Below are 19,360 nucleotides of genomic sequence, written 5' to 3' on the forward strand. Positions count from 1 at the left end.
TGCCGTAACAGGCCCTTGGTCAGCTGCGCTGGTAAAACCCTTCCAGCTCGCTGCGCACCAGTTCCTGGCCATGTTCGATCACGAAATCCTGGAACGCGGCGGCCACCTTGGGAATCGGCTGGCCGGCCAGGTGCATCACCTGCCAGTCGGCGTCGACCGGATTGCCCTTGAGCGGCAGCATCCGCAGCAAGCCGGATTTGAATTCGAGCGCGCAGGCGTGCACCGACAGGAAGCCCACGCCGAGACCGGCCGACACCATGCGCTTGATCGCCTCGTTGGACGACACTTCCGAGCCGAAGTTGAGTGCGTGCCCGCCCTCCTTGAACAGCCGTTCGACGGCGGTGCGGGTACCCGACCCGCGCTCGCGCACCAGCAGGTTGGCGCCCACCACATCGGCCAGGGTCAGCTTGCGCTTCTTCATCAGAGGATGGTCGGCGGCGGCCACGAAGCCCATCGGATGGCGTGCGAAGCGCGCCGCGTTGGTGCGCAGTTCGCGCGGCGGCGTGCCCATGATGGCCACGTCGATCTCCTGGCGCGCCAGCATGTTGACGATTTCGACCCGGTTGCCGACCTGGAGTTTCAGGCGCACGTCGGGCCGCTCCAGGGTGAACGGCACCAGCAGCGGCGGCAGCAAATGCTCGGCCGTGGTGACCGCGCCGATGCGCAGCGTGCCGCTGGTGACGCCCTGCAGCGCCGACAGCTCGTCGCCGGCATGCTCCCACAGACGCAGGATGCGTTCGGCGAAATCGACCATCACCTCGCCGGCGGCGGTCAGCTGGATGCCGCGCCCGTCCTTGCGCACCAGCGCCACGCCGGTGATGCTTTCCAGCGTGCGCAGTTGCAGCGACACCGCCGGCTGCGTCACGTGCATGGCTTCCGCCGCCTTCGACACGCTCTCGTGGCGGGCTACCAGAACCAGCGACTGGAGTTGGCGAAAGCTGGCGTGATACATAAGCTATTCCCTATCGATTGGGTGGATTACGCGGTCTGGCCGCAACGGCCACGCCATGATAGACCAGTTGGCGCGGCCCGGTTCAGAATGCGTAATTGACCGTCACGGCCAGCAGCGGCGCCGTCTTGCGCTTGACGATAGGGCTGTCGGCGGCGTCGCCCAGCGTGCTGACCGCGCCGGCCATGGTGTTGACCGACCATTCCTTGTTCAGCTTATGGTTCCAGTTGACGCCCACGTTGACACGCGAGAAGCCGGCCTTGGTGTCATACCGCTTGTAGCCGGAGGTCAGGCTCTGGGCCGCAGTCACGCCGTAAAACGCCTGCATGTTCTTTTTATCGCTGTAGGTGGCCGACATGAACACGCCCACCTGGTTCGTTTCGCTCTTGATCAGGGGCGCCTGCGCGCCGAATTCATAGCTGTTGCCACGCTCGCGGTGGGTCAGCGCCGTCATCGCGCGCACGCCGATGCCGATGCCGCCATCGAACTCATAGCCGACGCCGAACACGCCCAGCGCCGACGACTTGATCTCGCCCATGCCCCTGAGTGCGTCGGAACCTTTCAAGATGCCGTGATCGCGATCGCTGCGGCTGCCCGCGAAGCCGAGTGCGCCGCTCAAGGCGACAGGGCCGAACTTGGTTTTGTAGCCGATGCCGCTCACCGTACTGGCGAAAAAGCCGCTGGCGTGCTGGTAGTCCGCCACCAGGATGGGCATCGCCCGGACCTTGTCGCTGCCAGGATACTCGGGGAGGACGGCGGCGCCCAGGCCCACGGTCAAGGTCGATTCGCCAGGCTTGGCGGCGGCAACGCCCATGTCGGCGGCGTGAAGGGCGGGTGCAATCGTGCTCAGCAGGAAGATGGCGGCGTGGCGAAAACGTAACATGACAGTGTCCTTGAAGGTGTGGAGGGCGGTGTTTGCTTGAGATATTGAAACAACGGACCGGAGTGTCGCAACCTTTCCAAAGTCGCACCATGCAATCCTCGGGCGTACCGGACGACGCTCTTAAACGTAGCGCCAGGAGGTACTTTCAGCCCCTGTCCTTGATACCCCTCATGCCGGCTGCACATGCATACGTATTAGTTTTGGCTTATGAATATCCATGAATGTCTGATTTTTCTTTTGTTGCGTGCGCCGATATATTGACATCCGGTTAACGCCCTTTCACATCGCGACACCTACAGGAGGAGACACCATGGAAACCATCGTCATCGTCGGCGGCGGCGCCGGAGGACTGGAACTGGCCACCCGGCTTGGCAACAGCGCCGGCAAGGCAGGCCGCGCACGCGTCGTGCTGGTCGACCGCTGGCCCACGCATTTCTGGAAGCCCCTGCTGCACACGGTCGCCTCGGGCAAGCACGATCCCCAGGTGATGGCGATCGACTACGCGGCGCAGGCGTCCGAACACGGCTTCGAGTTCGCCCGCGGCGAAGTGCTGGGCGTGGACCGCGCGGCGCGGCGCGTGTCGCTGGCGCCTTGGATCGCCGATGACGGCGCCGAAGTGCTGCCCGCGCGCTCGATCGGCTACGACAAGCTGGTGCTGGCGCTCGGATCGGTCACCAACTTTTTCGGCGTGCCCGGAGCCGAGCAGCACGTGCTGACCCTGGACGACGTGGCGCAGGCCGAAACGTTCCGCCAGCGCTTCGTGGACGGCTGCATCCAGGCCAGCGCGCGCCAGGCCGCCGGCGGCCAGCACAATCCCGGCATCGACATCGTGATCGTCGGCGGCGGCGCCACCGGCGTGGAGCTGGCGGCCGAATTGAGCCACAGCGCGCGCACGCTGGCCAAATACAATGTGCATGCGCTCGACCCGGTGCGCCACGTGCGCATCCGCATCCTGGAGCGCGGTTCGCTGCTGCTGCCGCATCTGCATCCGCGCCTGTCCAAGCGCGCCGCGCGCCATCTGCGCGCGCTCGGCATCAAGGTGCTGCTTGACACCGCCGTGGCGCGCGTCGATGCCGGCGCGGTGCTCGACACGCAGGGCTGCGTGTATCCGTCCGCGATCACCCTGTGGGCGGCGGGGGTGGAAGCGCCGCCGCTGTGCGCCACGCTGGGACTGAGCACCAACCGCCTGCGCCAGATCGCGGTGGAGCCCTCGCTGCAGGCGCTGGACGATCCGGACGTGTATGCGATCGGCGACTGCGCCAATTTCGTGTGCCCGATCATGGGCAAGGTCCCGCCGCGCGCGCAGGCTGCGCACCAGCAGGCCATGTACCTGGCGCAGGTGCTGGGACAGGCGGCGCCGCTCAAGACCCCGTTTGCCTACCGCGACTACGGCTCGCTGGTATCGCTCGGGCCACTGGCGGCGGTCGGCGTGCTCACACGCACGGCCGGCGGGCGCAAATATGCGGTGGGCGGCGCGCTGGCCAGGTTGTTGTATGCGCTGATGTACCGCAAGCACCAGATGGCGCTGCACGGGGTGGTGCGGATGTCGGCGCAAACCGTGGCGGACTGGATCCGCGAAAAGCTCTCGCCGGCGGTCAAGCTGCATTAGGGCGCGCGTGGCGATTGCAGGCGCCCGCCGCCTGGGTTTATAGTCGGGCCTGGTGTTCAATATCATTGACCTGCACGGACAAAGGAGATCGCCATGCCGCTTCTACCGCCCCTGGGCCTGCCGGCGCGCCGGCTGCTCGCCTGCACCCTCGCCTGCGCCCTCGTCGCCGCCGTCGCCGCCGGTCCGGCCCACGCGGGCGGCTGGGAGACCGTCTCGGCGTCGCGCACCTACAACACCATTGCGCTGGACAGCGACGACACCGTCAACCCCATGCGCGGCTACCACCGCTGGCAAAACCAGGAACTGGTGCCGCAGGCGGCGCCCGCCCTCGACGCCTTCCGCCGCTACCACTGGCGCGACCTGGAAAGCGTGCAGGGCCAGTACACTTTCGGCGCCATCCTGGCCGACCTGAAGGCCGCGCGCGAGCAGGGCCGCAAGTATGCCTTCCGCCTGCGCATGATGGCCGGCTACGACGACGGCCAGCTGTATGCCCCGGCCTACCTGGCCGGCAACCCGTCCTGCCTGCACGGCTGCGGCTTCTGGGCCGATTCCGGCGCCGCATCCGGCAAGACCTGGGTGCCGGACTGGAACGATCCTTTCGTGCTGGCGCGTTCGCGCGCGCTGCTGCAGGCGCTGGCGCAAGCGATTGCCGCCTCCGGCAACGGCGCCAGCATCGCCTGGATCGATGTCGGCCTGTATGGCCAGTACGGCGAATGGGCGATGCGCAAGAGCGTCTATGCCAACCGCCCGGCCGGCATCGAGGAAGCCAGCACGGACACCCGGCGCGCGCTCGCGCAGATGCATTTCGAGGCCTTCCCCACCCGCCAATTCGTCATGTTCATCCCGTACGCGAACCGCGACGCGCTGCGCTACGCCCTGCTGGAACAGACCATCACCAGCAAACCGGTGGGCCTGCGCGCCGATTGCCTGGCCCAGGCGGGCTATTTCAGGCAATGGACCGACCACGCGGACGACTGGCGCCTGTTCTCCGGCCAATGGCGCAAGGCGCCCTTCGTCGCCGAATTCTGCCCGTTCGAGAGCGGCCAGGCCGGCCCGGCGACGGCGCGTGCCCAGGCCAGCGAATTTCACATCTCCTCGGTGGGCAACGCGAATTTCGCCCTGTCCAAGCCGGACAATCAACGCTGGCTCTCGCTCAGCGAGGCGGAACGGCACGACCTGCTGATGCTGGGCCGCGAGGCAGGCTACCGCTACAGCGTCGACAGCACGTGGGTCAGCCTGACGGGCGATGGCCAGCTGACCCTGGCGGCCACCTTCCGCAACAGCGGCAACGCGCCGACTTACGAGCCGTGGAACGTCAGGCTGGAGATGGTCGACGCCGGCGGCGTGGCGCGCTGGTCGGCCACCGTGCCGGTGGCCTTGAACAGCCTGGCGGGCGGCGGCGTCACCACGTCGGTGCAGTCGAGCTGGCGGGTGCCGGTGCTGGCGGCGGGCAGCTATGCGCTGCGCCTGGTCGCGCGCGACGCCCGCCCGGCCGATGGCCAGCAGCGCCGCCCCCTGGCATGGGTGCTGGCTGAACGCGACGCCGACGGCGGCCTGACCTTGCGCAACCTGCGCAGCCGATAAAATGCGGCGGCCCCATGGTAGCATCGGTTTCGAGCGACAAACTTGCGAGGGCAATGATGATAAAGAGCATGATTGGGCCATTGGCCGCACTATTGGTGGGGATGCTCCTGTCGGGCTGCGAGACGATGACGCCGGACGAATGCAAATCGGCCAACTGGAACGATATCGGCCTGCGCGACGGCACGGCCGGAAAACCCATCTACCTGCTTGAAGAGCGCGCCAAGGCGTGCTCCAGGGCCGGTACCAGCGTCGATTCGGCCAGCTATATCGCCGGCCGGGAACGGGGCTTGCGCAGCTTTTGCCGGTTGGAAAATGCCGCGCCGCTCGGCCTGAACGGCACCGCGTACGCGGGAGTCTGCCCGGCGCCGATCGACTTCGAGTTCCGCCGCCGCCATCAAGCCGGATTCGCCGTGTACACCTTGCGCAGCGAGATCAGCGGGCTCGATAGCCGCAGCGACCGTTTGCAACGCAAACTGCGCGACGCCGACAATGACGAATCGAAGCAACTCGCGGCCACCGACAAGGACGACGAGCGCAAGCGCATTCGCAGGGAGTTCGACGAGCGCCGCCGCCAGCTGCGCAACGAATTGCGCGACATCGACCGCTCGCTGCAAAGCGCCCGCGACGCCCTGCGTTCCGCCGAATATACGCTCGACACGCTGCGCTAAGCATCACCGCGCGCGGCGCCGGGCTGCCATCCCGCCCGGCGCGCCGCATTTCGCGCCGCCCCGCTGCATTTCGCGCCGTTTCCCCGCATTTCGTCGCATGCCTTCCCCGCTCCGCTGGCTGGTCGATACAGTCACCTCATCGACACCACAACCCCACCGGAGAACACCATGCGCCACCTGCTCGCCACCGCCTTCTGCACCGCCGCCCTGCTGACAGCCTCCCTGGCCGGCGCCGCCGACCTCACCATCCGCATCGACGACGTGCGCAGCGACGACGGCACGGTCATGGTGGCCCTGTATAACTCGGCCGGCGGCTTCCTCAAGACGAGCGTCGGCAGCGCCGGCGCAAAAGCCGCCAAAGGCAGCACCACCGTCATCGTCAAGGATCTGGCGGCCGGCCCCTACGCCTTCGCCATCTACCACGATGCCAACGGCAATGGCAAAATGGATGCCAACATGATGGGCATGCCGACCGAGGACTACGCATTCAGTAATAACGCCCTCGGCAGAATGGGCCCGCCCAAATTCGACGACGCCATGTTCACTATTCCAGCGGCCGGCCTGAATGCCACCGTCAGCCTGAAACACTAAGCCGGAGACCGCCATGCAACGCCGCACCTTCCTCACTTCCGCCGCCAGCCTGGCCGCCGCAAGCCTCGTTCCCGGCAGCGCCATGGCCGATGGCGCCACCTTCCAGCGCTTCCACGCGGCGCTCGAACGCGACCCCACGCTGGCGGTGTACGCCAACACCGTGGGCCAGCAGTCCGGCGCGGCGCGCATCACGGGGCGCATTCCGTCGGACCTGAACGGGGTCTTTTTCCGCAACGGGCCGGGACGTTTTGAACTGGGCGGCGAGCGCCATCACCACTGGTTCGACGGTGACGGCTTCGCCCAGCGCTGGCAGATCGGCGATGGAAAGGTGAGCCACATCGGCAAATTCGTCGACACCGAGCGCTTCACCGAGGAAAACGCCGCCGGCAAGTTCCTTTACCCATCCTTCGGCACCTATGTCGGCCGGCGCGGCATCAAGACCAACGACACCATGAACGCGGCCAATACCAACCTGCTGCCCTTCAATGGCCGCCTGTACGCCCTGTGGGAAGGCGGTTCGGCCACCGAGGTCGATGCGCAGACCCTGGCCACGGTCGGCATCAAGACCTGGAACGAGGACATGAAGTCGATGCCGTTTTCGGCCCACCCCAAGATCGACCCAAACGGCGGCATGTGGAATTTCGGCGCCCTCCCCGGCGGCAACGGCCTGGCCCTGTACCGCATCGGCGCCGATGGCCAGGTGCTCAAGACGGCCATGGTCAGCGTGCCGCAACTGGCCATGGTGCACGACTTCGCGCTCAGCGAGCAGCACCTGATCTTCCTGATTCCACCGTATGACGTGATCAAGGCCGACGACCAGAGCTTCGCCGAACAGCACCACTGGGCCGGCAGCGGCGCCCATGCGCGGCCGTTGCGGGTGGTGCTGGTGTCCAAGGAGAGCATGGCGATCCGCCAGGTGTTCGAGATGCCGCCGCATATGGTTTTCCACTTCGGGAACGCCTTCGACGACGGCGCCACCACCCGCTTCGACGTGGTGCTGCACGAAGGCGATGCGCTGGCCGAAGTGGGCCGCGTGATGCGCGGCGAGCGCCAGCAGAATTCGCCCACGCGCGGCTTCGCGGCCCAGGTCACGCTCGATTACGCGAGCGGCCAGGCCAGCACCGCGCGCCTGTTCGGCGCCAGCGAATTCCCGCGCGTGATGCCGCAGGTGGTATCACGCCGCCACCGCCAGCTTGCGCTGTTGAGCAGCTCGTCGCGCAATGCCGACATCTTCCTCGACACCGTCAATCTGGTCGGCACCGACACGGGCAAGGCCGACAGCTACCGCTTCGACGCCGGCTGGCAAGTGGAAGAACACGTGCTGGTCCCGCGCGCCAACGCCCGCTCGGAAACCGACGGCTACCTGGTCGGCGTGGCGCAGGACACCAAGCGCGGGCACACCGTGATGACGGTGTTCGACGCCGCCCGCGTCAAGGCCGGCCCGGTGGCGCTGGCGCGCCTGCCCTACCGCGCGCCGCACTGCTTCCACGGTAATTTTCTGGCGGCTTGATGAACGCAATCCCATCTCCGCCGCACACCTCGTCGCACCCGCTCGACATGATCCCGCTGTTCCGGCGCTGGCCCTGTTCGCCGTGGCGCGACGTGCTCTATACCGGCATCTGGAACCTCCTGATCGCCCTGTTCCTGACGGCGGCGAACGTGATGTTCACCAGCGACAGCCGCGGCTTCCTGGTGTTTTTCGGGCCGACGCTGCTGATCTCGAACCTGATCGGCTACCTGATTCACGCAGTCCTCTGCGGCGGCGACTATCTGCTGCGCGGCTGGCCGTCGCGCCTGAGCGGGCTGCCGCGCGCGCTGTACTTCCTCGGCACGGTCGGCCTGTGCGTGGTCGCCGGCCTCCTCACCGGCAACGGCCTGCTCAGGGGCATCAATCCGCTCCACTACCTGAGCGGCGGCGCGAGCCTGGCGCCGCTGCTGCCGTTTACCCTGTTCGCCGCCCTGATCATGGCCATTGTGCTGGTCAGCGGCGAGCGCCGCATCGCCAGCGAGACCCTGGCCGCGCGCCAGCGCGAACAGATCGCCAGCGCCGCCCAGCTGCTGGCGGAAGCCCGCCTGCGCGCGCTGCAGGCCCAGATCGAGCCGCATTTTTTGTACAACACCCTGGCCAATGTGGTCGGCCTGATCGACACCCATCCCGCCCAGGCGCGCCACATGCTGGAACGTTTCATCGACTACCTGCGCGCCAGCCTGGCCGCCAGCCGCGCCGACCAGGCCACCCTGGGCGCGGAACTCGACCTGGTGGCCGCCTACCTCGACGTGCTAGCGGTGCGCATGGGCGCGCGCCTGTCGTACCGTATCGAGGCCGACGGCTGCCGCGAGATCCCCATGCCGCCCATGCTGCTGCAGCCGGTGGTCGAAAACGCCGTGGCGCACGGACTCGAACCGAAGGTCGAGGGCGGCGCGATCGTCATCCGCGCGAGCTGCCGCGAAGGGCAGCTGTGCATCGAAGTGAGCGACAGCGGCGCGGGACTGGGCAATGCCCCGCCCAAACCGGGCGGCGGGGTCGGGCTGTCCAACCTGCGTTCGCGCCTGCGCAGTGTGTATGGCCCCGGCGCTCAGGTACAATTGCTCGAAAATGAGCCGTGCGGGATCACCGTGCGCCTGCTGCTGCCCCTGAAAGACACACTGCCATCGACCATCCAAGCGCCCTCCTAGCGGACGATGAACCGCACCTGCTCGACTACCTGCAAACCCAGCTGGCCGCCGTGTGGCCGCAGCTGCGCATCGTCGGCAAAGCCGGCAACGGCATCGAAGCGCTGCGCCTGATCGACGAACTGGCGCCGGACGTGGTCTTCCTCGACATCCAGATGCCCGGCCTGAATGGCCTCTCGCTGGCGGAGCGGCTGGCGACGGATGGCAAGGCGCCGCACATCGTGTTCGTCACCGCCCATCACGAGTATGCGGTCGACGCTTTTGAGCATGCGGCGCTCGACTACCTGCTCAAGCCGACCACGCCGGAGCGGCTGGCCAAGACGGTCGCCAAGCTCCAACTGGCACTGCGCGCTGCGGCGCCCGCGCCGGCGGTGGCGCCCGATGCCCTGCGTGCCCTGCTGCAGCAGCTGGCCGCGCCGCTGCCTGCCGCGCCGGTGGCCACGCCGCTGCAATGGATACGCGCCGCGCATGGCGACGAGACGCGCCTGATCGCCATCGATGAAGTGATTTACTTCCAGAGCAACGACAAATACACCAGCGTGTTTTTGCAGGAAGGCGAATGCCTGATCCGCACGCCGCTGAGCAAACTGCGCGAGCAGCTCGACGAGGCGCGCTTCTGGCAAATTCACCGCAGCGTGATCGTCGCCGCCAAGTCGGTGGCCGGCACCCACACCGATTTTCGCGGCCGCCTCGTGGTCAAGCTCAAGGAACGGCGCGAACAGCTCACTGTCAGCCGCAATTACGCCGAGCAGTTCAAGCAGATGTAGGCCTGTGGTGTGGAGACGGCAGGCGTCCAGCGCTGACGGCGCTCCTGCTCCGGTCAATCCGCAAAATAGCGTTTTGCCTTGCGCGAGAAGCCGAATCGGTAGGCCCACAACAGCATCAGCGATGGCATGAGAATGGTGCGGCCGAAAAGACCGCCGCTTCGTTGGGCGGCATTGTCGTAGTGCGTCGTATCGGGCATGAGAAACATCGCGGCCGTCAATGCAACCATGACGAGTAGGCCGAGCCAGCGCCCCCACTGCCGCCGACGCGCAATGCCAACAAGCGCAGCGGCCCCGAACAGCACCAGGGCGAGGAACAAGGCCGTGTTAACCACAACGCGGGGAGGCATCACGTCCGGATAAGCGGCCATGAACCAGATGGAACGTGCGCTACCGATGGCGAGCGCGATTATCATCACGCCCAGGACGAGCAGAAGTAGCCAAACGGATAACGGTCGCTTGATGGGTGGCTGGATGACTTCCGTTGCGGAGCTTGTCGGGGATTGGTAGGGATTATGCATCCAGCCACTATAGGTTTAATCAAACTCTGGAGCAACTACTTCATGCCATGAAGCAGGCGCCGCGCGAGAACCAGGCAGGGACGGTCGCCCCTCAGCCCCTGCTGTTCGTAACACCTTGCACAGCGGATGGCGCTTGTTTCCCTGGCTGTCGTGCATGCTTCATGCGTTTCAGCTACACCATCGTCCAGGACATGAAACAGGCGTCACGCGCCGCGCTCGGCGAAGACTTCCTTGGCCGCGAACAAGCCGTTGAGGGCAGCGGGAAAGCCGGCGTACAAGGCCATTTGCATCATCACCTCGACGATCTCCTCGCGGCTACAGCCGACATTGAGCGCACCATGGAGATGCACGCGCAGCTGCGGCGCCGCCGTGCCGAGCGCGCACAGGGCGGCGATCGTGGCGATCTCACGCGAGCGCAGGTCCAGGCCCGGACGCGAATAGATATCGCCGAAGCCGAATTCGATCAGCAGCCGGCCGAAATCGGGCGCAATGCCGGCCAGGCTGGCGATCACGCGTTCGCCCTGCTCGCCATCGATTTCCTTCAGCTTGGCCCAGCCGCGCATGTAACGTTCTTGCTCCATCGTGTACTCCTTGGGGTGGTTGATGACGCCACTGTAGGGCCGCGCGCTGCGACGGTCCAATACCGTTTCTGTGATACCTTTTCGGTATTGTTAACCTGGGAGATCGCATGGATACCGCTACGCTGACCCTGTTCGTTCCCGCCTGCTTTGCACTGAACATGGCGCCCGGTCCCAACAACCTGCTCTCGCTGAGCAACGCGACACGCTACGGCTTTCGCCAGTCCTGCGCTGCGGGCGTAGGCAGGCTGGTGGCATTCGCGGGGATGCTGTGCCTCGCTTGCGCCGGCCTGGCGGTGATCCTGCACACGTCCGAACTGCTGTTCCACGCGATCAAAATCGGCGGCGCGGCCTATCTGTTTTACCTGGCCATACAACTGTGGCGCGCGCCAGCGGCGGCGCAGGAAGCCACGCAGTCGCCCGCCGCCGGCCTGTTCGGCCTTGCACGCCAGGAGTTCCTGGTCGCTGCCGGCAATCCCAAGGCAATCCTGATTTTCACCGCCTTCCTGCCGCAATTCGTCAGCCCCGCCGAAGCATCCGCGCCGCAGTTCGCCGTGCTGGGCATGCTGTTCCTGCTGCTCGAACTGCTGGCGATTGCCGCCTACGCCTACATGGGCGTGCATCTGCGCCGCTGGTTTGCCCAGCCGCGTGGACAGCGCATGTTCAACCGCAGCTGCGCGGTGCTGCTGGCCGGCGCCGGTGCGGGCTTGCTGGCGGCGCGCCGCTAACAACCCAAAAGCGCGCCGTGCAAACGCTCGCCGGCGGCGGTCCGTGCGAGAGCGATCTCAGCGCCCGGTCGGCGGCCGTGCCGCTGGCCGCCACCCCGACGGTGCGATGCGGGCTTCCAGCGCCACCCGGCGCTTGGCCAGCTCCGGCGGGGGGGGCATGAGACGACACAGCGGCGCTTGCCGCCGCTGGAAGGGCCGGCTCCGTTCGATGACGCACGGAGCCGGCAGCGCGCGCGGCGCTTAGTACAAACGCAGTGGCTGGCCGTCGATCGTCACGACCGGCTCGGCCGCGGTACCGCCCAGGACCGCGACGTTGCCTTTGCAGCCGATGTCGAGCACCACCACGAATTCGCCTTTGGTGGCGCGCGCCTTGGTAGTGAACGCGGCGTGGTACTGGAGCGGCCCGGCGGCAATCGCGGGCGCCGGGTAGTCTGCGTAGACCGATGGCGTCAGCGAACGCAGACACAGCGAACTGGTATCGTTGGTAATCCGTACGCTGCCATCGGTCCTGTGAGTCATCGGACCCAGCGCATGCATATTCCATTCAAAAATGCGCTGCGCGGGCGCGCTCAATTTGTCGCGCACCACCACCACGTTCTTCTGGCGCAAGTACCACACCTGGCGCACCGCCGAATCGAGCGCGCCGTCGTAGGCGGCGGTGGCGGTGCCGGTCACGCTGTCGAGCGTGGCCGTGGTGCGAAAATTGGAAATGGCGCCGTTCCAGCCGAGCGATTCCACCTTGTCGCCAATGCCCAGCTTCTGACCGGTGCCGCCATTGTAAGTGATGGCGTTGTGCGCGCGCGTCTGGCGATACCATGCGGCAGCCTGCTCCGAGCCGTACTTGTCCGCCTTGCCTGCTTCGATCAGCAATTGGCGCCCGCCGCTGTTGATGACCAGGCTGTTCTGGTCGGCGTGACCATGGTTGTAGGAGCCGTAGGGGCTGGACTTGAAGTAGACCGAGGTCATCTTCTCCGGCGGGTCTGTCATCTTGCTGTGCATGGCCACCCAGCCAATGCTCGGATACTCTGCCGCGTCGGCCGGTGCGGCCGGGGTAAGTGGCTGCTCGGTGCTGATCGGCGCCTGCAAGCCGACCAGCACATTTTCCTTCTCGCCCAGACTTTGCGCATACCACGCCGCAACGGGGGAACGCACCTGCAGGGCGTAGGACTTGGAGCGCTGGCGCACCGGGATGACCTCGTGCTCGTCACCGAACAGATGGGTAGGCGTGCCTGGGGGATCGAAATGCGCCATGAACTGGACGAAGTTGATGGCCCACGGCTTGCTGAACAAATTAACGCCGGTAGCGGCGGCAATCGGCTGCCATAGCTGCCCGAAGATTTCCTCGGAATATTCACCGTAGGCCGTGCCGTTGGCAAAGCCGCCATCGGCCCCGCCCCACGGCGACAGCGAATTGGCGTAGCCCCGGAAACTGAATCTGAACCACTGCTCGGCTCCCTCGACACGGCCAAGCGCGAGCGTGGAGATGGCGCTGAGCATGCCGTAATTGGTGCCGCCATGCGAGTTGAAGGGATACTGGTCGATCTTGTTGCCGGCACCCAGGACATCGTTGTAAATGGCGGCGCCGCGGCTCTTCACCGCCGCCAGCCAGCGGTCACTGTCGGCCTTGCCAACAGCCGGACCCAGCAAGTCAATCGCCTTGATCAGCGAAAGCGCGATGACGCGCGTGGCCTGGTCCTGCTCGCGGTAGCTGGTGGGGCCGTCGGAACTGAGGGCGGCCAATTCGTTGCCGCGCCGGATCGCTTCGTCCAGGTTGGCCTTGACCACCTCCGGCTTGTCGTTACCGCACAGGCGCCACAGCAGCGCCGCCGACTCCAGCTGGCGCGCCAGCGGCGTGATGGCATTGCGTATCACGGCAGCCTGGTCGAGATAGGCCTGCGTGGGCGGGTTGGTGACACGCTCGGGCCAGGTCGCGTCGGACGGCGTGGGCAAGCTAGTCTTGTTCTTGATCACTTCGTTTTGCAGGCTCTCGCGCAGCTTGATGCGTTCGGGCGGGAGCTGGACGTAGCGGCTGGCGGCCAACTCGGGCGGCAGGGAGCGCACGGCGCCGCGCGCCTTGATGTACTTTAAGAGGTCGGTTTCGGAAGGCACAATGAACGGCAGCGAAGCGGTCGCATCGATCCTGAACTTGCGCGTCTCGGTCCATTCCATGTCTTCAAAGGCGCGCACGCGCCAGCCGTAGCGGCCCGGAGCGAAGATTTTTTCCGGCAGCAGCCAGTTGCGGCTGACCTTGAAACTCTGCGTCGCGCCACCCGGCCCCGTCACTTCCACCTCGTAGCCGGAGGCGAGTTTTTTGTTGATCGTTTTCTGCGACCATGCAAAGCCAGGCGGATTCTGGCCCTGGACCTGGTCGCCTGCGGGCGCCGGCCGCACCACCGACAGGGTGGTGCTGGCAGCCCAGTCGGCATGTGCGGGGGCGCCGATGACGCCCGCACAGAACAGCAGGCAGGGCACAGGACGTACGAAAAAAAAGGACATGCATCACTCCATCAAATAGATAAACCGGCAAAATTGCGAAGGCATCTTATTGTAAAAATAGTCATTTTGCATATCTATTAATTAAAATACATCCTCTAGAACCATTGCACGCTTCGCAAGGGCGCGCACTCGGTTAAGATACGATTCACCTCATGCAATGACGATCACCATGCCCCGCCCACGCACGCTACTCCTCTGTCTTCTCGCGCTGCTGATGCTGCGCATCGACAGCGGCGCCAGCGGCCGGCCGCCTGTCCATCCGGCCCTGGCCGGCCTGCCCGCCGAGCTGGTCTGGGCGTGGGAACGGCCGGAAGACTTGCGCTGGCTGCCGGCCGGCGTCGGCGTGGCTTACGTCGCCTCGACCGTGCTGCTGCAGGGCGAGCAGGCGCTGGTCTACCGGCGCGCCGCGCCGCTGCTGCTCGCGCCCGGCGCGGCGCGGGTGCCGGTGCTGCACGTGGACCTGTCCTGGCGCCAGCCGCCGGCGCTGACCGAAGCCCAGGGCCGGCGCATCGCCGACGAACTGCTGCGCCTGGCCGGGCGCGCCAACCGCCAGGTGGTTCAGCTCGACTTCGAGGTGCGCCGCTCGCAGCGCCCGTTCCTGGCGCGCACCATCGGCGCCATCCGCGCCCGCCTCGACCCCGCCATCGCGCTGTCGGTCACGGCGCTGGCCTCGTGGTGCCTGGACGATTACTGGCTGCACGAGATCGCCGCCGATGAAGTGGTGCCGATGGCCTTTCGCATGGGCGGCGAGCAGCACGCCCTGCGCGCCCGCTTGCTGGAGCAGCGCGGTTTTACGCGCGCGCGCTGCGGCGCCGCGATCGGCTTTTCCACCGATGAACCCATGATCGCGGTGCGTGAAGGCCGCCACTATTATTTTTCGCCGCAAGCCTGGAGCGCCGCCCGCTGGCAGGCGCTGCGCGGCGCTTCCCGTTCCTCCATTCCATCGAGACCCTAACCATGCGCCTCTCCCGCACCTGTTCCCTGCTCGCTTGCGCCTTCCTGTCGATGGCGGCCGTGTCCGCCTCCGCCAGCGGCGGCGACGGTTACCAGACCAACCGCTTCGCCTCCGAATTCCAGCCCGCCAACGCCGCGCTGTTCGCCTCCGGCAACTTGGGCGTGCTGCCCAGCAGTTACTGGCGCGTGTATCACTACCTCGCGTACCAGGCCGCGCGCGGGCGTCCGCTGACCAAGGAGCAGGTGGCGGCGCTGGGCCTCCATACCTGGCACGTGGGCCATTCCAGCGAATGGGCCGGGGTGGACCCCGAGAAAAACAGCGCCGATGCCTGGCTGGCCGCGCGCGCGCCGTACGCGGCGCAAACGGCGCTGCCGGCCACGCTCGAGATCGACGCGAGCGCCGACACCGCCGACAGCGAGAGCTATCTGAATTGCCATTCCGATGCGTTCAGGCAGGCCGGCGTCACCATGGCCGCGCGCGCCCGCCTCGGTGCGGGCGGCAAGCCCGATGCCTGGTTCAAGTCGTGGCTGCAGGGACAGGACGCGGTGTTCTCCAACTGCGCGGAACCGCCGCACGCGTTCGGCGAACCGGTGCCGAAACGCGTGGTCAAGCTGCCGCCGCCGCTGCCGGCCAGCGCCCCGGACTGGCTCAAGGACGACCACGCCTACCAGACGGCCGCCGCCAATTTCTATGCGCGCAACTTCGATCTGGCGCGCACCCAGTTCCAGGCCATCGCGCGCCAGCCCAAGTCGCCATGGCAGGCGCTGGCGCCCTACCTGGCCGCGCGCACGCTGATCCGCAAGGCCATGCTCGATTACCCGCTACGTGAAAAACAGCCGGCGGCGCGCGAACGGGTCGAGGCGCTGGCCCAGGCCAGGCAGGAACTCGACGCGCTGGCCAAGACGTCCGGCCCCGCCAGGCACATGGTGACCCTGGTCGAGGCGCGCCTGAACCCGGCCGAACGCCTGGCCGCGCTGGCGCGTGCGCTCGACAAGGAAGCCTTCGGTCCCGATACGCCGCGCATGCTGCACGACTATCTGGTGTTGATGGACAAGGTGATGGAGTCGCAGCCGAACAGCGCCCTCGCGGCCAGGGAACCGATGACGGCCTGGATTGCCAGCATGCAGGCCGGCCTGGGGAGCGGCGCCATCGACGCCCTGCGCAAGAGCTGGCTCAAGCAGGGAGATCCGCTGTGGCTGGCGCCGCTGCTCGGCATGGCGCGCGCCGGCGAGCTGACGGCGGCCGAGCGCAAGGCGGCGACCGCCGTGCCGGCCACGCATCCGCTGTACCAGACGCTGCAATACCACCTGGCGCGCCTGGCGCTGGCCGAACAGCAGGCCGAGCGCGCCGACAAGGACATCGATCGCCTGCTGTCGGCCTACGGCAAGCAGATGTCGGTGGCCACCACCAACCGCTTTCTCGCACTCAAGATGGCGTCGGCAGGCAGCGTGGATGAATTCCTCAAGGCGGCGCTGCGCCGTCCCGATCCGATCGAGCGGGGCGAGGCCATCGATGCGGCGCCGGCCAGGGCGGATGCTAGCGAGACCGACGCGGACTTCGGCATCGCCATGTCGCGCCACCTGCCGATGACGGAACTGAAGGTGCTGCTCAAGCACCCGCTGCTGCCGCCGGCGTGGAAGCCCCAGCTGCAGGAAACCATGCTCACGCGCGCGCTCATCTTCAACGACGAGGAAACCGCGCTCGGATTGCTCGATGCGGTGGCCAAGTCGCGCAAGAGCACCGCGCATTTGTACGAGCGCTACCGCAAGGCGGCGAGCGGTACCGAACGCAAGCTGGCCGGCGCGCTGATCCTGGTCAATACGCCGGAGCTGCAGCCGTCGGTGGTCGACAAGGACGACCAGCCGCGCTACTGGGGCTGCGCCGGCACGGACGGCCAGCCCCAGGTGGCGCCGCACGTGGTGATGCCGGCGCCGCGCTTCCTCGGTGCGCAGCGCACGGCGCAAGCGGCCAAGGAGCAGGCAGTGCTGCTGGGCCTGCCCCTGCGCAGCGAGTTCCTCGCGCCCGCCCTGCTGGAATGGGCGCGCACCAAGCCGGTGGACGAGGAGGCGCCGAAAGCGCTGCACTTCCTGGTTGCATCGACCCGGATGGAGTGCCCGTACGGCACGGCCGTGCCCGAGGAGAAGCAGTTGCGCGCCCGCTATTCGCGCGAGGCGTATGAAGTGACGCACAAGCTGTATCCGACGAGTAAATGGACCAAGGCCACCAAATACTATTATTGAGGCGGCACAGTCCGGGTGAGCGTCTCAGGAAATGAGTTCGGCGCCGGTGTTGGACAGGCCGTCATGGCGTTTCCTGAGGGGCATGCTCACGACACGATGAAATTTCTTTTGGGCATTATCGGCGGATCACCTAAGATAGCGCCGTGCCTGATTACTGAAAGAAGTGGAACGTGAGCGAACTGAAGAAAGACCTGGAAGGATTGAATGGCTGGCTGATGATTGTGGGAATGGGAGTGCTGTTCACGCCGCTGCGCATGTTGTTTGTATTTCCGGAAATGTATGTAAATTTGTTCAATAGCGCCAACTGGGGCGACATGATCACGCCCGGCTCTGGCGCCTACAATGCGGCGTGGAAGCCGCTGATGTTCACGGAAGTGGCATTCAACTGCGCGATGCTGCTGGCATCCTTGGTGCTGATCTACCTGTTCTTCGCTAAAAAACGGCGCTTTCCGATGCTGTTCATCGTGCTGCAAGTGGCCGGGATCCTGTTTATCGTGTGCCAGAGCATGATCATTCACCTGATCTTGCCGACGGAGCCGCTGTTCGACCCGGACGCCAGCGCCGACCTGATGCGTTCGATGCTCGCGGCGCTGATCTGGGTGCCGTACATGCTGGTGTCGGAGCGGGTGGAACAGACGTTTGTGGAATAAATTGAGTGGCGTCCGGCCCTGCCGGCCTGCGACCCGCGCAGCCTGGCCGGCGCGCTGCGATGTGCGTGGCAGTGCGCCATCTGCAAGGTCGATATATGAATCAGTCAGAATCCGTCCAGGCATCGATCAACGGCCCGACGATGACGTCCTCAAGCAAAGCTTGATTCTCCAGCCAGGCGCCGACCGAAGCGCGGTGGCACTCGCCTAACGGTGCGTACCTCACACCGGAGGACACAACTCCGTGAAATGCCTCAGCGACGCCGCCGCCGAAGACCAGGTCTTGCCCCTCGATCGCTACGTCGATGAACTCATCCAGCATCGCGTGCAGTGCGGGCCAGTCTGGAGAGCTGCGAAAGCGCGCCTCGACGACGAAGCAGAACTCCTGAAACTCGCCGACATGCTTTTTCTTCCTTTGCCGCCGGTTCAAGCGGTGCGTTGCACGCCTCATCGTTTTCCCTTCATTCATCATTCATCGGCCATGAGATTGGCGTTTACACAAGGTCACTCCTGGCGACTGTCGGGTACACCCCACGACAATGTTGTATTGTCGCCTAAGAAAAGTGCCGAAAAGGATATTGCCCTGCTACATCCATCATTGCTCATTGAATAATACGTACAGACAGGTCATACTTGTCGGCCGCCCGAACCGGACTCGGACGCATTTATTGGAGAGAGCATGTTGATTATATGGGGTAAGCGCACCTATGGCTCGGTGCACAAGGTGGGTGACACGTCGGTGAAAACCGTGTTCGGACACCTGTGGTATCTGCCCCTGTTCCCGATGAGCAGCCATTATGTCGACGGCAAGACCGGCGCCTCGTTCGAGCTCAACGGCATGAATGGCCGGTCGGTCCTGTGCGGCTACATGCGTGTCTGGCTGCCGGTGGTGCTTGTGTTCTTCTTGATGGCATTTCAGGCCAACCACAGCGGAATCAAGATATTTTCCGGGCTGGCGATGTTTCTGATGGCCGCGCTCGTGATCGGTTCCTATATTTTCGACAAGAAGGTCGTCAGCCCGTCGACCGTCCAGGTGCGCACTATGATGAAGCGCCATTTTGGCGTGGCGGTCGATCCGTATCAGTGCCTGACCAGCCTGCAGATGGAAATCGACGAGCGGATGCACGCCCACAGCAGCGGCTCGCTGGACGCGTTCTGGTACAAAAACATGCTCAACTCCCCTGCCGTCCCGCCGGAAATGGTTGAGCTGGCCGTCCTGCGCGCGCGCTGCGACCAGCACGACAAGCCGCTGCAACAGCTCGCCCTGCAAAAATTGCCGGGCGTACGCACGGTGGCGTAAAGCGCCCTTGTCGCTGACGGTGCGCGGGCGCCCGTGCCGCCAGCCCCCCGTCCATCCCTGCCGGCACGGTTGACGCAGGTCTAACCCCGTTTTCCTCGTCGCTCCGTTTAAAGAACGAGGGCAACACATTCGTCCCTTTTGCCGCAGCCGCCGATACGCCGGATGGCTGCGTTC

Annotated in this window: 18 protein-coding genes; 12 read left to right on the forward strand and 6 right to left on the reverse strand. The window is 65.8% G+C overall.

Annotated elements, in window-relative coordinates:
- Window positions 1-19: 19 nt before the first annotated feature.
- Together PO883_RS20140 and PO883_RS20145 are read right to left on the reverse strand one after the other, a co-directional pair.
- Complete coding sequence (locus tag PO883_RS20140; RefSeq protein ID WP_167086832.1) at window positions 20-952, reverse strand: LysR family transcriptional regulator; 933 nt, start codon at window positions 950-952, stop codon at window positions 20-22.
- 82 nt (window positions 953-1,034) lie between these two features.
- On the reverse strand, window positions 1,035-1,832 hold the full coding sequence (locus tag PO883_RS20145) for a MipA/OmpV family protein (protein WP_289311330.1): 798 nt from the start codon (window positions 1,830-1,832) through the stop codon (window positions 1,035-1,037).
- A 310-nt stretch (window positions 1,833-2,142) separates the two neighbouring features.
- Between PO883_RS20145 and PO883_RS20150 the strand changes: the two genes are divergently transcribed.
- From PO883_RS20150 to PO883_RS20180, 7 genes are all read left to right on the forward strand, one after another.
- Entirely contained in the window at window positions 2,143-3,441 is a 1,299-nt protein-coding gene (locus tag PO883_RS20150) for an NAD(P)/FAD-dependent oxidoreductase (RefSeq protein ID WP_289311331.1), read from the forward strand.
- Between the two features lie 93 nt (window positions 3,442-3,534).
- Window positions 3,535-5,025, forward strand: coding sequence for a DUF4832 domain-containing protein (locus tag PO883_RS20155; RefSeq protein WP_289311332.1), 1,491 nt, complete (start codon window positions 3,535-3,537; stop codon window positions 5,023-5,025).
- A gap of 68 nt (window positions 5,026-5,093) precedes the next feature.
- The gene (locus tag PO883_RS20160) at window positions 5,094-5,693 is read left to right on the forward strand and encodes a DUF2799 domain-containing protein (protein ID WP_289311333.1); all 600 of its coding nucleotides are present in this window, start codon (window positions 5,094-5,096) and stop codon (window positions 5,691-5,693) included.
- A gap of 168 nt (window positions 5,694-5,861) precedes the next feature.
- Window positions 5,862-6,284 (forward strand): DUF2141 domain-containing protein, encoded by a 423-nt coding sequence (locus PO883_RS20165; protein ID WP_289311334.1) that lies wholly within the window; start codon window positions 5,862-5,864, stop codon window positions 6,282-6,284.
- 13 nt (window positions 6,285-6,297) lie between these two features.
- Window positions 6,298-7,794 (forward strand): carotenoid oxygenase family protein, encoded by a 1,497-nt coding sequence (locus PO883_RS20170; RefSeq protein ID WP_289311335.1) that lies wholly within the window; start codon window positions 6,298-6,300, stop codon window positions 7,792-7,794.
- Entirely contained in the window at window positions 7,794-8,960 is a 1,167-nt protein-coding gene (locus PO883_RS20175) for a sensor histidine kinase (protein WP_289311336.1), read from the forward strand. The genes PO883_RS20170 and PO883_RS20175 overlap by 1 nt, the downstream gene beginning before the upstream one ends.
- A complete protein-coding gene (locus PO883_RS20180; protein WP_373890089.1) occupies window positions 8,888-9,724 on the forward strand; it encodes a LytR/AlgR family response regulator transcription factor in 837 nt (278 codons plus the stop codon). The genes PO883_RS20175 and PO883_RS20180 overlap by 73 nt, the downstream gene beginning before the upstream one ends.
- Window positions 9,725-9,777: 53 nt before the next feature.
- Here the strand turns inward: PO883_RS20180 and PO883_RS20185 are convergent, their stop codons facing one another.
- Both PO883_RS20185 and PO883_RS20190 read right to left on the reverse strand, forming a co-directional pair.
- Entirely contained in the window at window positions 9,778-10,242 is a 465-nt protein-coding gene (locus PO883_RS20185; protein ID WP_289311337.1) for a hypothetical protein, read from the reverse strand.
- A gap of 203 nt (window positions 10,243-10,445) precedes the next feature.
- Window positions 10,446-10,823 carry a carboxymuconolactone decarboxylase family protein gene (locus PO883_RS20190; protein WP_289311359.1) on the reverse strand — a complete coding sequence of 126 codons (378 nt, stop codon included), beginning with the start codon at window positions 10,821-10,823 and terminating at the stop codon, window positions 10,446-10,448.
- Window positions 10,824-10,930: 107 nt separating this feature from the next.
- On the opposite strand from PO883_RS20190, the gene PO883_RS20195 reads away from it, so the two are divergent.
- On the forward strand, window positions 10,931-11,548 hold the full coding sequence (locus PO883_RS20195) for a LysE family translocator (RefSeq protein ID WP_167086823.1): 618 nt from the start codon (window positions 10,931-10,933) through the stop codon (window positions 11,546-11,548).
- Window positions 11,549-11,788: 240 nt separating this feature from the next.
- Here the strand turns inward: PO883_RS20195 and PO883_RS20200 are convergent, their stop codons facing one another.
- Entirely contained in the window at window positions 11,789-14,044 is a 2,256-nt protein-coding gene (locus PO883_RS20200; protein ID WP_289311338.1) for a heparinase II/III family protein, read from the reverse strand.
- 169 nt (window positions 14,045-14,213) lie between these two features.
- On the opposite strand from PO883_RS20200, the gene PO883_RS20205 reads away from it, so the two are divergent.
- From PO883_RS20205 to PO883_RS20215, 3 genes are all read left to right on the forward strand, one after another.
- On the forward strand, window positions 14,214-14,999 hold the full coding sequence (locus tag PO883_RS20205; RefSeq protein WP_289311339.1) for a hypothetical protein: 786 nt from the start codon (window positions 14,214-14,216) through the stop codon (window positions 14,997-14,999).
- Between the two features lie 2 nt (window positions 15,000-15,001).
- Window positions 15,002-17,239, forward strand: a complete 2,238-nt coding sequence (locus PO883_RS20210) for a hypothetical protein (RefSeq protein WP_289311340.1) — start codon at window positions 15,002-15,004, stop codon at window positions 17,237-17,239.
- 170 nt (window positions 17,240-17,409) lie between these two features.
- Window positions 17,410-17,889 (forward strand): DUF2569 domain-containing protein, encoded by a 480-nt coding sequence (locus PO883_RS20215; protein WP_289311341.1) that lies wholly within the window; start codon window positions 17,410-17,412, stop codon window positions 17,887-17,889.
- A gap of 100 nt (window positions 17,890-17,989) precedes the next feature.
- On the opposite strand, the gene PO883_RS20220 is transcribed toward PO883_RS20215, so the two are convergent.
- The gene (locus PO883_RS20220) at window positions 17,990-18,358 is read right to left on the reverse strand and encodes a YggL family protein (protein WP_289311342.1); all 369 of its coding nucleotides are present in this window, start codon (window positions 18,356-18,358) and stop codon (window positions 17,990-17,992) included.
- A gap of 207 nt (window positions 18,359-18,565) precedes the next feature.
- Here PO883_RS20220 and PO883_RS20225 point away from each other — a divergent pair, with 207 nt between their 5' ends.
- Window positions 18,566-19,186 carry a hypothetical protein gene (locus tag PO883_RS20225; protein ID WP_289311343.1) on the forward strand — a complete coding sequence of 207 codons (621 nt, stop codon included), beginning with the start codon at window positions 18,566-18,568 and terminating at the stop codon, window positions 19,184-19,186.
- Window positions 19,187-19,360 lie beyond the last annotated feature (174 nt).

It is taken from the genome of Massilia sp. DJPM01 (genome assembly GCF_030348125.1).
In the GTDB taxonomy this organism is placed as follows: domain Bacteria; phylum Pseudomonadota; class Gammaproteobacteria; order Burkholderiales; family Burkholderiaceae_D; genus Telluria_A; species Telluria_A frigida.